Origin of the sequence: Photobacterium frigidiphilum, from assembly GCF_003025615.1 — a bacterium.
Classification (GTDB): Bacteria; Pseudomonadota; Gammaproteobacteria; order Enterobacterales; family Vibrionaceae; genus Photobacterium; species Photobacterium frigidiphilum.
Window position 1 is genome coordinate 10,545 of the sequence record NZ_PYMJ01000030.1, and the last position, 15,124, is coordinate 25,668.

11 protein-coding genes and 1 pseudogene are annotated in these 15,124 nt (G+C 44.2%); 8 read left to right on the forward strand and 4 right to left on the reverse strand.

Annotation, left to right across the window (positions count from 1 at the left end; all coding sequences use genetic code 11):
• Nucleotides 1–137: 137 nt before the first annotated feature.
• Genes C9J12_RS22315 through C9J12_RS22330 form a run of 4 tightly spaced genes read left to right on the forward strand, consistent with a single transcriptional unit; the run spans nt 138 to nt 6,236 of the window.
• Nucleotides 138–1,028, forward strand: coding sequence for an ABC transporter six-transmembrane domain-containing protein (locus C9J12_RS22315; RefSeq protein WP_107244708.1), 891 nt, complete (start codon nt 138–140; stop codon nt 1,026–1,028).
• Nucleotides 1,025–2,167: an efflux RND transporter periplasmic adaptor subunit gene (locus C9J12_RS22320; protein WP_107244709.1), complete on the forward strand. Its 1,143-nt coding sequence runs from the start codon at nt 1,025–1,027 to the stop codon at nt 2,165–2,167. Before C9J12_RS22315 ends, C9J12_RS22320 begins: the two co-directional genes overlap by 4 nt.
• The gene (locus tag C9J12_RS22325) at nt 2,164–5,262 is read left to right on the forward strand and encodes an efflux RND transporter permease subunit (RefSeq protein WP_107244710.1); all 3,099 of its coding nucleotides are present in this window, start codon (nt 2,164–2,166) and stop codon (nt 5,260–5,262) included. Before C9J12_RS22320 ends, C9J12_RS22325 begins: the two co-directional genes overlap by 4 nt.
• Nucleotides 5,259–6,236 carry a helix-turn-helix transcriptional regulator gene (locus C9J12_RS22330; RefSeq protein WP_227876432.1) on the forward strand — a complete coding sequence of 326 codons (978 nt, stop codon included), beginning with the start codon at nt 5,259–5,261 and terminating at the stop codon, nt 6,234–6,236. The genes C9J12_RS22325 and C9J12_RS22330 overlap by 4 nt, the downstream gene beginning before the upstream one ends.
• A 284-nt stretch (nt 6,237–6,520) precedes the next feature.
• Here C9J12_RS22330 and tnpC read toward each other — a convergent pair.
• The 3 genes and pseudogenes from tnpC to tnpA all read right to left on the reverse strand — a co-directional run bounded on the left by tnpC (nt 6,521) and on the right by tnpA (nt 8,498).
• Nucleotides 6,521–7,980: pseudogene (gene tnpC, locus C9J12_RS22335) on the reverse strand (IS66 family transposase).
• A gap of 13 nt (nt 7,981–7,993) precedes the next feature.
• A complete protein-coding gene (tnpB, locus tag C9J12_RS22340; RefSeq protein ID WP_170111850.1) occupies nt 7,994–8,203 on the reverse strand; it encodes an IS66 family insertion sequence element accessory protein TnpB in 210 nt (69 codons plus the stop codon).
• Between the two features lie 13 nt (nt 8,204–8,216).
• Entirely contained in the window at nt 8,217–8,498 is a 282-nt protein-coding gene (gene tnpA, locus C9J12_RS22345) for an IS66 family insertion sequence element accessory protein TnpA (protein ID WP_107244712.1), read from the reverse strand.
• 545 nt (nt 8,499–9,043) lie between these two features.
• Between tnpA and C9J12_RS22350 the strand changes: the two genes are divergently transcribed.
• On the forward strand, nt 9,044–10,258 hold the full coding sequence (locus tag C9J12_RS22350; RefSeq protein ID WP_107244774.1) for a 4Fe-4S binding protein: 1,215 nt from the start codon (nt 9,044–9,046) through the stop codon (nt 10,256–10,258).
• Nucleotides 10,259–10,653: 395 nt separating this feature from the next.
• Here C9J12_RS22350 and C9J12_RS22355 read toward each other — a convergent pair whose 3' ends face one another.
• Nucleotides 10,654–11,559, reverse strand: a complete 906-nt coding sequence (locus C9J12_RS22355; RefSeq protein ID WP_107244713.1) for a LysR substrate-binding domain-containing protein — start codon at nt 11,557–11,559, stop codon at nt 10,654–10,656.
• A 209-nt stretch (nt 11,560–11,768) separates the two neighbouring features.
• On the opposite strand from C9J12_RS22355, the gene iadA reads away from it, so the two are divergent.
• The 3 genes from iadA (at nt 11,769) to C9J12_RS22370 (ending at nt 15,106) form a co-directional block, all read left to right on the forward strand.
• Entirely contained in the window at nt 11,769–12,905 is a 1,137-nt protein-coding gene (gene iadA / locus C9J12_RS22360) for a beta-aspartyl-peptidase (RefSeq protein WP_107244714.1), read from the forward strand.
• A gap of 10 nt (nt 12,906–12,915) precedes the next feature.
• On the forward strand, nt 12,916–14,379 hold the full coding sequence (gene dcuC, locus C9J12_RS22365; RefSeq protein ID WP_107244715.1) for a C4-dicarboxylate transporter DcuC: 1,464 nt from the start codon (nt 12,916–12,918) through the stop codon (nt 14,377–14,379).
• Nucleotides 14,380–14,728: 349 nt separating this feature from the next.
• The gene (locus tag C9J12_RS22370; RefSeq protein WP_107244716.1) at nt 14,729–15,106 is read left to right on the forward strand and encodes a hypothetical protein; all 378 of its coding nucleotides are present in this window, start codon (nt 14,729–14,731) and stop codon (nt 15,104–15,106) included.
• The last annotated feature ends 18 nt before the right edge of the window (nt 15,107–15,124 follow it).

The following is a 15,124-nucleotide window of genomic DNA, read 5'->3' on the forward strand; positions in this document are numbered from 1 at the left end:
ATCATGGAAGATGCTTGATTTCTAATGATAAGAGGAACATGCAACTCCCCCTCACCTTGATTTCAGCAATCTGAGACACTTTTTAATTATTCATTTCATGAATACTTGCTCAAAGTCGATAAACAAGAGCATTTATTGTGCCCGCCACTACTGAATTTACCGTTAAATCTATCCTGAAACAGCACAAAAGTAAGGTCACCATTACTTGGTTAATGGTTGTACTGGAAAATATGCTGATGGTACTACTCCCCCTTTTCGTCGGGTTTACTATCGATAGCTTACTGAACGGTGAGTTAACGGATCTGTTTTTGTTAGCAGCCTTACTAGTGCTACTTATTGTGGTATCAGTCGTTCGCCGTATTTATGACACTCGCGTTTACGGTGCGATTCGGGTCGAAGTGGGAGTATCTGTCGATAACCAAATGTGTCACCACCGAATATCAACCCGCAATGCTCGACTCGATATGTCCCGAGAATTGGTCGATTTCCTTGAAAACGACATTCCGCCGTTACTAACCGCCGTTATCCAATTAATTGCCTCTATCATCATTCTCGCTGTTTTTCATATAAAACTTGGCATCAGTGCGGTAATAGCCGGAATGGTAATGCTAATAGTGTACGCCCGATTCCATGGCTACTTTATCCGGCTTAATCGCTCGCTAAACAACCGAATGGAACATCAGGTTACTGTGCTGTCTCACGTGCCATTTCGTAGTGTTCGTCGTCATCTTGAGCGCATTAAACGCCGTGAAATTATGATTTCTGACGTTGAAGCTGTCGTGTACGGCTTAATTTTTCTGGTGCTATTCAGCTTCGTCATTATCAATCTCTCAATTACCACTCTTATTAGTGATCCTACGGCCGGACATATCTTCTCTATCGTGACCTACTCTCTGGAATTTGTAGAAGCTGCAGTCTTACTGCCAATTACACTACAAACCCTGTCTCGTTTAACGGAAATCAGTCAGCGTCTCAATAAGAAAGCCCCAACGCCTACTACCGAATTACAACAGGAGAACAGTCAATGAAAATGAATAAAATACTCCCGATAGTGTTAGCTCTCTGTTTAATTGTCGGTGCGGGTGCCCTAGTTGTGATTTTGGAGCCAGACCCTGTTCAACCAATTACAAAAGCTCTGCTCAGGCAGCCCGTTTCCGTCACTCAAGTAGTACCACAAGCTTATCGCCCAACTATTACTTTATTAGGCACCACGCATGCGCGCTGGCCAGTAGAAATTAAAGCGCAAAGCAGTGCGAAACTGCTGCGTTTAACCAAGCAGACAGAGCCAGGAACTCTGGTAAAGCAAGGCGACATATTGGCTAAACTTGATACCACGCACCTTAAGTCACAGCTGGCTCAAGCTCGTAGCGCAATGAAACAAGCTGAACTCACGCTTCAACGCGAACAACATGAACAAACGGTTGCAATGAAGATGCTTTCTCACAAGACAAGTTCGGCCTATGCCCGACGTGAACCGCAGATTGCATCAGCCAAAGCCGATCTATTACAAGCTAAAGAAGCCTACACGAGTGCCAAACAATACTTGGAAGATGCCACTATCACCGCACCATTTGATGCCGTGATTCTGAGCCGTGATATTAGCCCAAGTCAACAGCTCGAAGCTGGGGAAACTATGTTTAAATTAGCCGCTAGCGCAAGTTTGGATGTGTATTTACCTGTACCAGAACAACAATGGGCAGCAATCACAGCGGTACTGGAAAAACCACAAGTCCAAGTTACAGACAGGCAGGGACAGAGCTGGGCTGCATCAGTACGTTATGTCGCCCCACAAGCAGACAGATCTAGTCGCCAAAGACAAGTCGTACTGGCTGTTAATCAACCTTATCAAGAATTTCCAAGATTGCTTCCTAATCAACAAGTAACCGTTAAAGTCACTCTGGTCGAGCGCAATTTAGTGATGCAGATACCTCTCAGTGCACTAACCAGAGACGGACAAGTTTGGACTATTGATGAAGGCGACAAGCTACGCGTAGAAAGCATCACGCTGGTAGAAGAGAGCCGTCACCACGCTTATGTCATTTTTAATAACAATCCACAACAAGAAAGATTAGTGGTCACCTATCCCTTACTTTCGATGCTTACGGGTGTGCACGTTGCCTCACAAATGACGGCAAGCGCACTTGCGAGTAAGGAGAATATCCAATGAGCTGGTTAACAAAATGGTTTATTAATAATCCGATTAGTGCCAACTTGTTGATGTTCGCCATCATCGCCAGTGGTGTATTGGCTTTTGGGCAACTTCGTGTTGAATCCTTTCCGCAGATCGCGCCATCCAGTTTGGTCATTAATGTGGCATATCCTGGAGGCAGTGCAAAGCAAATCGATGAAAGTGTGACTCAGCGTATTGAAGAGTCGATCAGCGGTATTAGTGGCATCAAGCAGATCACCAGCCAATCCAGTGCTGGTCTGGCGACAGTACGAGTCAGAAAAACTGCCGATGCCAAGCTGGATAAGTTACTTGATGATGTGAGAAATCAGGTCAATGCCATCAGCGGTTTTCCAGCTCAAGCAGAGCGCCCTCAGGTAACTCGTGACGAATTCACCAACCTTGCAGCATTTGTGATCATCTCTGCGCCAAGATCTGATAGCCAGTTACAACCAATTGCTAGGCAAGTTGAACTGGCTTTGAAGAAGCATCCTCAAATCTCTAAGGTATCCAACTGGGGCAGCCGAGCCCCTTTACTGGTGATAGAGCCTGATATAGACAAACTGCGTAATGTCAGCCTAAGCCTTGCAGATCTGGCCGATAAAATTGAACAGTCGTCATTAGAAGCAAGAACAGGAGAGCTAAAAAGTGAGAAAGGTCGCATGATCATTCGAGGCGATGGTTATGCTGATGATTTGCAAAAACTACACGCATTGGACGTCGTTTCTACCCCAACAGGCAGCATTCGCCTAGGTGAATTAGCCAGCCTGACCAGAGACTATGAAGACAGCGGCGCAATAGTTCGTAATAATGGTGAAAATGCTATTGCACTGTTAGTCAGCACCCGTCAGACAGACAATTTAATGCATGTCAGTGAAGCGATAAAAAAGACGCTAGATACTGAACGCGCACGCCTCCCAAGCGATGTAACTCTATCAACCATGGCAGATATGGCACCCTATATCGAAGAGCAGCTGTTTCGCTTGGGTAACAACGCATGGCAAGGGCTATTAATTATTGTCATTCTTCTGGGCTTATTCCTCGATCTTAAGCTGGCTTTCTGGGTAGCAGTCGGAATTCCGATTGCACTGTTCGGCACACTGAGTGCCATGAACATCATGAATTACAGTATTAACGACATTACTTTGTTCGGCTTTATTTTGGTGCTCGGGATTTTAGTTGACGACGCAGTGGTCGTCGGCGAAGCCATTCATTCAGAGCGGCAAAAAACCACCAATGCCAGAGAAGCTGCGTGGAAAGGTGTGCATTCGGTCTCGGTTGCAACTGTGTTTGGTGTACTGACTACAATAGCTGCATTTTCACCAATGCTTTGGATCAACAATGACTTTGCTAAGCTGCTGGCGGGCTTTTCCGCTGTCGTTATTTTTGCGCTGTTTTTCTCTTTGATTGAAAGTAAGTTTATTTTGCCTTCCCATTTGGCTGAAATGAAAATCAGCCACAAAAAAACAGGCTTGATTGCACGTATTCAAGCTATCGCTCAAAACGGTCTAAATACAGTGAACCAAAGCTTCTATCGCCCGATACTACAAACAGCTTTGCACAATAAGTTTGCGTCTCTACTTGGCTTTAGCGCATTTATTATCCTTGCATACGGAATGTGGTCAACTGGTACGATTCGCAGTGCGATTTTCCCTGAAATACCAGGTCGATACATTACAGCCAAATTGACATTAGAAGATGGCGCACCACTGCCTTTACAGGCTAAGGCACTGGATAAACTAGAGCTTACCGCATTACAACTCAGTGACTCTTTGCAACATGATTATGAGTTGGAAGAAAAGCCACTGGTTAATTTGCTTGCATGGTCAGACGGTTATGGCGACATCGAAGTGACTGCCGAGCTGACCAATGAGGCACTATCTACATTGCCTGGTAATCAGATCACAAATGAATGGCGGCACTTAACCGGGCAAATAGAGGGCACGTACTCAGTCAAATTCACCTCAGCAGATGCGCCAGCTGGCGGTACCTTTGTCAGCATTTCAGCATCCGATCGCGAGTTGGCTAAACAAGCGGCTACTGAGCTGGCAAAAGGATTGACTGAGCAACCGGGCGTTACAGATGTATTCGATGATGGTAAAGGAGGACAAGAGCAAATCCGCATTACTCTCAACGCTTATGGTCGCCAGCTTGGACTGACACAAGATAAAATTGCACGACTGGCTGGCGAAGCGTTTGGTCAAAGAGAAATTCACCGACTACTGGAACAGGGTCAAGAGACCAAAGTGATCGTCCGTTACCCTCAAAGTGAACGGATGACGCAAGTGCAGCTGCTACAAACCCCGATCATTTTACCAAACAGGCAAACCATATCACTGGGAGATATCGCCACGCTCAGCTCGGAACGAGAGCCTGAAATTCTGTACCGCCGTAACCGCGAGCAAGTAGTGAATGTGTATTGGAATCAAAACCGTGATATCCAGTCTCCTGAACAAACCATGCAGCAGCTAGCACTGACAATCGAGTCTTTGCAAATGCGTTATCCGGGCGTCAGCATTAAAGCCGGCGGCGAGTTTGAAGAGATGGGAGAAGTACAACAAGGGTTTAAGTCCGCGATGATTCTTACGATGGTACTAATTTATATTCTTCTGGCAGTACCTCTCAAATCTTATTGGCAACCGCTCATTATTATGGCTGTTATCCCATTTGGTTTTGCTGGCGCAATTTTTGGCCACTATCTGATGGATTTACCGATCAGTATTTTGTCTATGTTCGGAATGATGGCGATGACAGGCATCGTTATTAATGACTCTTTGGTACTGATCACACGCTTTAATTTTGAATATCGCGCAGGTATGCCGCTTAATCAGGCATTAATCACGGCTGGAACGAGCCGAATGAGGGCTATTTTCCTCACCACCATTACGACAGTGTGTGGCCTTATTCCGCTGCTGAGTGAAACTGCTGAACAGGCTCAATACCTGAAACCAGCTGCCGTTTCATTGGTATTTGGTGAGCTGTTTGCCACTGCTGTCACCCTAATTTTAATTCCGGTGCTGTTAGGTTCTGTCAGCCGGAAAAAATCACTGGATGAGTTATCACAAAGCGATATCGCGCAAGAGGTTGCATCATGATCAGCAGCCTACAGGTTGCTTTTACCACCGCCAATCGTCATAGTAGAAGTTACAAACATATTCTGACTGCTGCTATGACAGATTCTTCTGATACCTCTTATACTCTTGTTCCCGAAATAGCGCTGCTTGCGCCTCTTCCTGAACACCATAGAAAAAGGTTCGAAACAGCTCTGCTTTTAATGCATGACACCTTGGCTGAAGGCCTATCTTGGGAACAAATCGCCGAGCAAAGTGCCATTTCCCCATACCATTTCCATCGTCAGTTTACTCTGCTGTTCAATGAGACGCCGGGGCAATACTTAAGCCGGGTTCGTCTGCAAAATGCTGTTAACCTACTCTTTATAGATGACGGCAAAAAGATCACCGAAATCGCGCATTTGTGTGGCTACTCTTCCTCGCAGGCTATGGCGAAAGTGCTCAAACAAAAGCTCGGTATGACAGCGAAATGCATTCGTGATCTTATTTCAACTGGCACCCCAGAAGATACCTCTCAGCTACTGGAAAAACTTGCCCATCCGGGGAAAGACCATTCGTTAGAAAAACAATTAGCGCAGTCTTTACCATGCGAGCTAGTTTGGTATCCGAAACGTGGTATGAAAATACAACACATGCCTGATTTTGACTGGGATGTAATTTTCGACACTATCGGCAAAAAAAGCACGCAATTATTATGCGCGACTCCAATCTCAGAATTAAACCATCCATGGAAGGATATGTCTTATACCGTTGGGAACTGGCAAGTATCCAGTGAACATTTTGATCACTCGATCCCTGAGGGGTATTACCTGTGCTGTGAAGTCTATTTGGTATCAGATATAGCCTACAGCGCAGCGATTAAAGGGCTGTTTGAGCAAGCAGAAAAACAAGGGTACCAAGTGGATGAGGATGGCTGTTTTATAGAGATGGTTCGTGACGTAGAACTGACTTTAATCGGTGGCGCCACCTTTGCTTTTCAGGTTCCAATTATCGTATAAACTAAAATACCAAATCCGCGCCAGCACAGATCCATTGACTCGTTGATGGCGGATAGGCGACACCCGTTACCGAGTGCCGCCCTTCAAAGAACCCAGCGTGCAACTTTCACTGCACTGGGCTCAAGCCTCCACTAAGGCGTACTATGTTACCCACCTGCCGCTAAGGCAGATTTTGCAATGCACATTTGAAGCTTCAATACTTACTACCAAGGGTATTCTTGTTAAAGAATGGCGATTAATAGCGGTAAAAGAGGTAAGCGACTCATAAAACCACGGGGGCTTACTTAATGGTAGATGTGCCACGGGAGAAGTGAATCGATATCAGGTTCAGACTTGGCTAGTTCTTTCATGCACTTAACCAGATAGTCATACACGATTAAGTCGTTTGCTTTTGCTGTTTCGATGATGCTGTAAAGCATTGCGCTGGCATCCGCTCCTTTGGGAGCATCAGAGAACAACCAGTTTTTTCGGCCTATAACCAGTGGTTTAATGGCTCGTTCCGCTCGATTATTATCGATAGATAAATGCCCATCCTCAACATAACGTATCAGTTTCGGCCATTGACCTAACGTGTATTTTATTGCTTTTCCTAATTGGCTCGACGAGACGATATTTTGTTTGCTCAGCCACTGGAACAAGTCATTCAGTATCGGAATGGCGTGTTCTTGTCGTTCACTTAATCGCTTAGCCGCAGTACAGCCTTTTATCCTCGCTTCAAGGGCGTAAAGCTTCTGGATTTTAGCCAGCACAACATTCGCTTTACCTGTTTTCCCTTTTCCTTGAAGCTTTTTGGCATCCATGAACTTACGACGTGCGTGGGCCATATATCCTAGATTTTCAACATAAGCGAGACCGTCATACGCTTTATAACCATCGGTTGCAGATAGCCGTTATACTTCCCGAGAAAGGACTCGGGGCAAGCCCGTGAACGACTGTTGTGGTAGTCGAACAACACGATATTTTTCACACCATCAAGAGATGCCTTGGGGGAGTCAGCCCCCGAGCAGTAAACCCACATATAACATTGCTTATTTTCCTTCAGGACATTGAGTGGTGTTTCATCTGCCTGCATAACCCAACGCGCCATTGTGGTTCTTGGTAGATCGATGCCCGCCTGTGAAAACAGCGTTTCCTAACGATAAAGCGGTAAGGTATATTGGTATTTACCGAGGATAATATTGGCAAGCAAGCTTTCTGTTGCATAGCTTTTAGGGATAAGAGCTGTCGGTGCTGGCTGTTGTTTTATAGCAACGCTTTGTGTATTTTGCTCGCATTGCCGACAGCCATATTTGGGACGAACGTATTCCAGTACTTTCAATACAGCGGGGATGAATTCAAGTTTTTCACTGACATCGTCACCGATTTTGTGTAACTCGCCGTGGCAGCATGCGCAGACTTTCTCTTCCTCGGTTAGATCAAGAACGATGCGTTCACGAGGGAGATCTTTAGGAAGAGGCTTGCGCTTACCACGAACTTTCTTATCTGAAGTGGTGACCACTTCTGTCTGCACTGGTGCAGTCGCTTCTTGCTCAACTCCATTGAACAAGTCACCTTGTGCTTCATCATAAGGTTTAAAGGATTCAGCACGTTTAGCGAACTGGCGATCCAAGGCCAGTTTAAACTGCTCAACAAGAGATATCTTTTCTGTTTCTAACCGCTCACATTTATCCATGAGAGACTGCACCATCGCTTGAAGCGCAGTGACATCTTGGCTTTGAGGGTTAATATCAGGCATCGTTTTCATGGTATTTATTATACTAAAAGCGGTATAACAACACCCAGCACACCTGATTTTTCTCTTTTAACGGCCACTTGAACTTGTTCTTTTCAAGTCGTTTATACCAAAGAGCGAAGCCTGTTTTATCCCAGTAAGGTATTTTGATCTTGTCACGTTGTTTGTTGGTAAACAGGAACAACGCACCAGTATTAAGAGGCAAATCGGTATCACTTTCAACCAGCGCAGCCAAGCCGTTAATCGATTTACGAAAATCTACAAATGCTTAATTTCATATATCCAATACTCAGCGCCATGTTAGCGACGGGAGGTGGGGCAACGTGATATTGCATTGTGCGCTCGGTGATCTGCGCACGCACAAAGCCGCTATATTGTTGCTCACTGAATACTTTTAATTGTTGTCGTTTAGCGTAAAAAGATGAAGTGGTCAGGTTATTTTGACGGCAAAACTCTTTAATGGTGAGAGAGCTTTCCTCACACAGATGAAATAAGGTTTTCCATTCCTGGTCGCTACGGCGTGGTGCCATGATCTCGTCTCCGTAAATTATTAAAGACAAGATCATAGAGTGTAATTTTAGTTAATTGAATGCGGGGTTTATGGAGCGCTTACGATGTATATGGTAATGGGTCTTTTCTGAGTTGGCGAGCGCATTCTATCTTATTTTGGGGGCTTACCATTGGCGTATCTTTAGCTCTTGATAGCAACACTCATTGCTACCTACCCCATCCCAAACTCGTAGGGCGCTATAAAACGTTTATAACAACGACGAGCGACTTGAATTTAGCCACTTAACACGATGATATAAATGGCAAACTGATAATGCAGAATGTAATAAATCATGTTGATGTATAAAGAAAGACCATCGGGCTTAAACAAAACATCAAGACACCAGTACAAATCTTTTGCAACTAGCCAAATTTATTCATTTTCTCCTAGATTTCCACCCTAAAGTAGTACTCTATTTTACGTTAAATTTAATGCGTATCAAAGAAAGTGTAGATGTTGATTTTACCATCAGATTTGCTGCTAAGAACTTCTTATAATGTAGCTAAAAATTCGAATGGTGCCGTTTTGACTTTTATTGAATCAATCACTTTAATGCTTGCTTTAATGTATAGCGTAAGCCTACTTTATACTAGTGGCAAAAAACTGGGTGCAGCAGCTGCCACAATCATTGTGATCAGCGCAACCTTCGCCACATTATACTGGCCGTTATTATTAGCATTAGTCTTAGCTGTGGTTATTATTACTGGTTTCCACAAAATTCGTCCTGAAGCGGCGCAAGCAAATCAAAGACCAAATACTCTTCGTGTAGTTTGTCAGCATGCTATGGCGTTATCTTTCTTTTTTGTCACCATTCAATATGTAGTTCATACGGCACTATTAACCGCACAAATTTCACCGAATTTTCTACGCCCTGACGTGACCGATGCTTTCTTACCTATCGCCGCCGCCATTGAAATTAAAGCGATTGTTAGCCTTGGCTTTTGGGATCAAACGCATCCAGCTGGTGCGGTAATGTTATTTACCGTATTAATTACTGGAATTATTTGTAAACGAGCATTTTGTGGTTGGATATGTCCTTTAGGCTTAGCTGGTGAATACATCTATAATTGGCGGCTAAAATTCATTAAAAAATCCTACCTGGCACCAATATGGTTAGATTGGCCTTTTCGTATGATTAAATATCTGTTGTTGGCCTTTTTTACCTTCATTTCACTTGGTATGCACCCTGCTAATATTCCGTATTACCTTAACGGTAACTACCACAAAATTGCAGATGTAAAAACTGCATGGCTATTTGTTGCACCGGGCACTATCACGTTAGTGGTGTTAGGTATTATGTTATTCATGGCCGCTTGGCGTAAACGAGCGTTCTGTCGCTATTTTTGTCCTTATGGCGCACTTTTAGGCTTAGTGAGCTTTATCAGTATTTTTAAAATTCGTAGGGAAAAGAGTCACTGCTTAAATGAACGTGGTGATATGAATTGTGACAAATGTACGCGAGCCTGCCCCTCTAACATCATAATTCATACCGCAACACAAATTCGTACCGACGAATGCCAAGCTTGCATGCGTTGTGTTTCGGCTTGCCCTAAAAAAGAAGCATTAGGTTTTAAAACTCGTAACGGTTGGCACCTTTCAAGTAAGCAGTTAATGACGGTAATATTTATTATTATGTTTGGGATCCCATTATTGGCTTTTGCTAGTGGTTTTTGGCACAGTCAAACCAGTAATGAAATTCGAATTCAGCTCATACAAATGATGGATTATATTAGTTATTAATTAAGCACAGTCTGTAATCATTTATCGGTATAAAAGCTTACAACTCATGGTAAATCGACACGTAAGAGAGTGTTAAGCAGAAGTGAATATGGGAAAATGTAGGCAACACAAAAAAGGGCTGGCACTATGGCCAACCATCATCTTTGTTCTTTGCGTTATTAATTACTCAGACGCATAAATTTCTTCATAAGTATGTGCGCAAAGAAGCTTAAGGCTTTTTCCATTTATCTAGCCGCTAAACGATGAAGCAATAGGTAAGTAATCTGCATTAGAAAAATTGGTCAAATACGATTTAGTGGAAAGAGGTGTGATGATCTTAACGCGGCAACGTTCGAAAAGCAGATTAGCTCTGAAATACCGAGTACATAGGCAGTGGTAAGGCGTAACAACTGCACTCAGCTCGGTTGGACTACAACCTGAGCGATCCCTTGCCAAAACTGATTAATAGCGGGGCGTGTCGGGTTTTTCGAACGATAGCAGACAACCTCCAAAGAAATTACCGTTTCAGGCTGATCAGTAAATGCCTGAACCAATAAACCTTGCTCTAATTCGCTTTCAATTGCATGCATAGGTGCCCAGGCTATACCTGCTCCATTAACAGCCATTTTAATCAGTGATTCACTAAGTGTTGTTTCAAAGACCTGCTCTAGTGGAAGCTTAAGCCTTTTGGTTAAGGGTTCGACAACATTAAATAAGAAAGTATGTTCAGAATAAGCCAGATAGGGATAGCTCTGATCGTGCGGGTGCTGTTTGAGTAACTTCGGAGAAATAACTGGAATAATACTTTCTTTGCAGACTAAACAACGATCGAGTTTATTTTCGATTAAAAACGAAGGACGCATTCCCTTGGTGTTGTAGGCAAAAAGTATATCGTTAGAGTTGTCGAGCAGTGCCTGAAAGTGATTATCTATTCCCTGCACCGACGGGTTAACCGCAAAATTGAGTCCCTCGAATAATTGTTTGGCCTGACTAAACAGACTAGGCAGCAAATTTACCGAAAAAGAATGGAGACAGACAATACGAACGGATTTGTCTGTTTTCAGTGATGCCTGAGAAAAATCGTCTTTCGTCACTTTTATCATACCAAGCAAGTTTTCCACATAGGGAACAAATTTTTTCCCGTGCTCGGTTAGTTCAATCGGGTAAGAGGTACGATCAAATAATATTACACCAACCCATACCTCCAAAGCCTGGATCCGACGGCTAAAAGCCGACTGGGTAACATGCCTTGCTTGTGCCGCAGCCGAGAAATTCGCCAGATCCCGCAGGCTCATAAAGTCATCTAACCACTTGAATTCCATTTGATTTTCCTTTTTTTTTGTCTTTATGATCTCAGTGCATACTATCATTCGAAATCAGCAATGGAAAACAAAATACTCATAGTTAAAGTAAGGGTATGCTGATTATCAATGAATAGAAGCCGTATAAAGCGGTAGTTTTTGTTAGTTCCTCCGCCACTTTTTATCAAGTGGTCTGAAGCATTTATCCCAAATAATACTAAGAGACAATTATGTTTACCCTACTGAAAAATACTGATCTCTACTGCCCCGAGCATGTTGGCAGAACCGATGTTCTGCTTGCCCATGACAAGATCGTGGCAATTGAACAAACACTGAATATAAAAGGACTGAGTGATGTCACTGTCATCGATTGCGGGGGGAGAATAGTCGCACCGGGACTGATTGATCAGCATATCCATCTTACTGGAGGAGGAGGTGAAGCAGGCTTCGCCAGCCGAACCCCTCAGGTCACACTATCAAAACTGATCGAGGCAGGAACCACTACCGTTGTTGGTGTTCTAGGCACCGATGGTATATCTCGCTCACCCAAAGATCTTTACGCCAAAGCGGCTGCACTGACAGAGGAAGGCATTACCGCCTTTATGCACACAGGCTCTTATGAAGTGCCAACCAGAACCATTACTGGCAATATCCGTGATGATCTCACTTTCATTCCCAGTGTTCTCGGGGTAAAAATCGCGCTGGCCGATCACCGCGGTTCATTTCCGACTACACAAGAGTTAGCACGAATCGTCTCCGATCTCCGTATTGCCAGCCTGTTATCGGGAAAAAGAGGAGTGTTACATACCCATATGGGTAGCCTGTCACAACCTTTTTCGCAGATTAATGAACTGCTTGATATGGGACTCCCGATTCATCATTTCTCACCGACCCATGTGGCTAGAACCGAGGCGCTGTTTGATGAAGCTATTGTGTTTGCTTTACGTGGCGGTTGTATTGATATTACCTCCGGCGGCAGCCGCTTCACCCCGCCCGAGCATGCTGTGAAACTGGCGTTAGAGTCGGGTATTGCAGCCAGCAAGATCACTATTAGTTCCGATGGTAACGGCAGCTTACCTCAGTTCAATCCTCAGGGTGAACTAACCGGACTGACCGCTGCCGATGTAGATAATAACCTTTTGCTGCTGCCAAAACTTATCGATCAAGGGATTTCACCTGCGCAGGCTTTTGCCATGTTGACAGCTAATGTTGCTGACTCACTGGGTATTAATAAAGGGCGAATTCTGACGGGCCGAGATGCTGATATTTGTATATTTAACGATGACTTTACTCTGCACGGTGTGATCGCTAAGGGCCAAACAATGCTGGCTGATAATAATCTTCTGGTCACTGGTAACTTTGAATAAAGGAATAATCATGAGCTTACTTATAGCATTGATCGGACTCATTTTTGCGGGCCGACTGATTTTAAAAAATTACAACCCACAGGCCGTACTGTTTTTAACCGGTATTGCGATGATGACCATCGCTATTTTTACCAACGATGCAGCTTTTGTCGATAAATCAACAGGGTGGCTTGGTTTTGATATTTTCGAGTATATCCGGAATACGTTTAGCCACCGAGCAGGAGGCTTAGGTCTTAAGATCATGCTGATCGGCGGCTTTGCGATGTTCATGTCGGCTATAGGTGCCAGCCAAGTGATGGTTAAGGTAGCTGCAAAGCCATTGATGAAACTGAACTCTCCCTATCTGATGCTGGCATTAGCCCTGATCTTGGGTCAGGCACTGTCGCTGTTTATTTCCAGTGCAACTGGGCTGGGTCTGTTGCTGATGGCAACGCTTTATCCTGTATTGATTCGCTTAGGCTGCAGTAAAGCCGCCGTCGCGGCGGTACTTGCCAGTACCTGTGCGATTGAGTTCGGTCCGGGCTCTGGCAATTCAATCCTTGCGGCACAAACTGCCGGGATGGATATCACCGATTATTTTGTGAACGAGCAGCTTCCGGTGATCAGCATGCTAATTGTGATTGTTGCCGGTATCCACGCTCTCGTACAGCGCTATTTTGATAGCAAAATGGCTCCGGAAGAACAGTCTGCGCAATTGCAGGGGGTAATTGACGAAACAGAAGCTGACGCGCCTCTTTATTACCTGCTACTACCAATGCTACCGCTGTTTTTTATGATGACTTTCAGCAAAATGGGTGTCGGTACGATTAGAGTGGGGATGGATACTGCGATCTTGCTGAGTATCTTTATTGGTTTGGTGTGTGAATACCTTCGCCATAAACAAGCCAAGCCGGTATTTGTAAAGTTGCAGGGGATTTTCAATGACATGGGCAAAGTGTTCGCCACTGTGGTTACCTTGATCATTGCAGGTCAGACTTTCGCTATGGGTTTGAAATCAATAGGGGCTATTGAAGCACTGTTGAACATGGCAAGCAGTGCAGGCTTTGCAGCCAGTGTGATTGTGCTGTTTATGGCTGTACTGACCTTTTCAATCTCAGCACTCATGGGCTCCGGCAATGCAGCTTTCTTCTCCTTCGCGCCGATGGTGCCACAAATAGCGGAAAAAATTGGTACCAATGTCGCCGATATGATCCTGCCAATTCAGCTATCTGCCGGTATGGGACGGACCATCTCGCCGATTGCCGGAGTCATCATTGCGGTCGCTGGGCTATCGGGACTGTCCCCTTTTGATATCGTCCGCCGCACCGTTATTCCGATGTTAAGCGGCTGGCTGATCATGCTGGCAATCACCTTTACCCGCAGTGGCCAGTTTATGCAGTTACTGCCATTCTTAATCGGTATTGTTGCCCTGCTTGTGGTTATCACCTTTATCATAAAGAAAAGAGCCAACCCGCAAGTTGCAAGCGAGCTGTAACGCTAAATCAGATAGAAGAACAATAACAAGGAAAGCACTAAGGTAAAAAGGCCATAATCAGCCCAAAGTAAAAAACTGACAGGCAAGCCAACCCCCGAGTTGACTTACCTGTCGGGCAATTTTCTTGTTTGTATGGTTCCCTATCCCTAACGGCTTTGTCAGCTTAACAAAGCTTTAAATCTTCAGCTTAGGGGGGGTGACATTGCCAACATCGATGTAGATGCACGTCAGTAACAACTTTCTTTATATTATGAGACACCTGCGCGTTTTTTTAATTTTGTGATAGTAGAGAATACGAAAGTAAGGGGTATGACAGTTCATCAAACCGTTAGGTTTTAAGCGAGGAAAGATGCAAGAATTATTAGGTATATTCAATGCTATAGCTACGTTCACTTGTTATGTAATTCTCGTATTACTATTTATAAAATTATATGACGGGCACGGCGTCGAGCTTATAAAGTTAAAAGCGTTACGTGCTGGCGATCGTGAAAGTTATCTTGTCCCATTGATTTTTAATAGACCAACGAATTTGGTCAACATGCCGCTGTATTTATTCCGCTTTCTTAAATCAGACTATGTAAAGGTCACAGCAGATCAAGTCGGTGACGTTACTTGGGAATGCAACGGTGCAACATGGACGGTTCATATTGCTAACAACACAAAAATAGTTGGCTTAAGCAGCATCAATCCCTTTATTCAAATGAAAGAAGATTTGAATAAAGGATAAAAAATGATAAATAAGAAC

What these genes read in the sequence shown, in the direction of transcription:
- C9J12_RS22325 (WP_107244710.1), top strand. Translation starts at nt 2,164, where the DNA reads ATGAGCTGGTTAACAAAATGGTTTATTAATAATCCGATTAGTGCCAAC.
- C9J12_RS22370 (WP_107244716.1), top strand. Translation starts at nt 14,729, where the DNA reads ATGCAAGAATTATTAGGTATATTCAATGCTATAGCTACGTTCACTTGT.
- C9J12_RS22355 (WP_107244713.1), bottom strand. Translation starts at nt 11,559, where the DNA reads ATGGAATTCAAGTGGTTAGATGACTTTATGAGCCTGCGGGATCTGGCG.
- C9J12_RS22320 (WP_107244709.1), top strand. Translation starts at nt 1,025, where the DNA reads ATGAAAATGAATAAAATACTCCCGATAGTGTTAGCTCTCTGTTTAATT.
- tnpA (WP_107244712.1), bottom strand. Translation starts at nt 8,498, where the DNA reads ATGGCACCACGCCGTAGCGACCAGGAATGGAAAACCTTATTTCATCTG.
- iadA (WP_107244714.1), top strand. Translation starts at nt 11,769, where the DNA reads ATGTTTACCCTACTGAAAAATACTGATCTCTACTGCCCCGAGCATGTT.
- C9J12_RS22330 (WP_227876432.1), top strand. Translation starts at nt 5,259, where the DNA reads ATGATCAGCAGCCTACAGGTTGCTTTTACCACCGCCAATCGTCATAGT.
- dcuC (WP_107244715.1), top strand. Translation starts at nt 12,916, where the DNA reads ATGAGCTTACTTATAGCATTGATCGGACTCATTTTTGCGGGCCGACTG.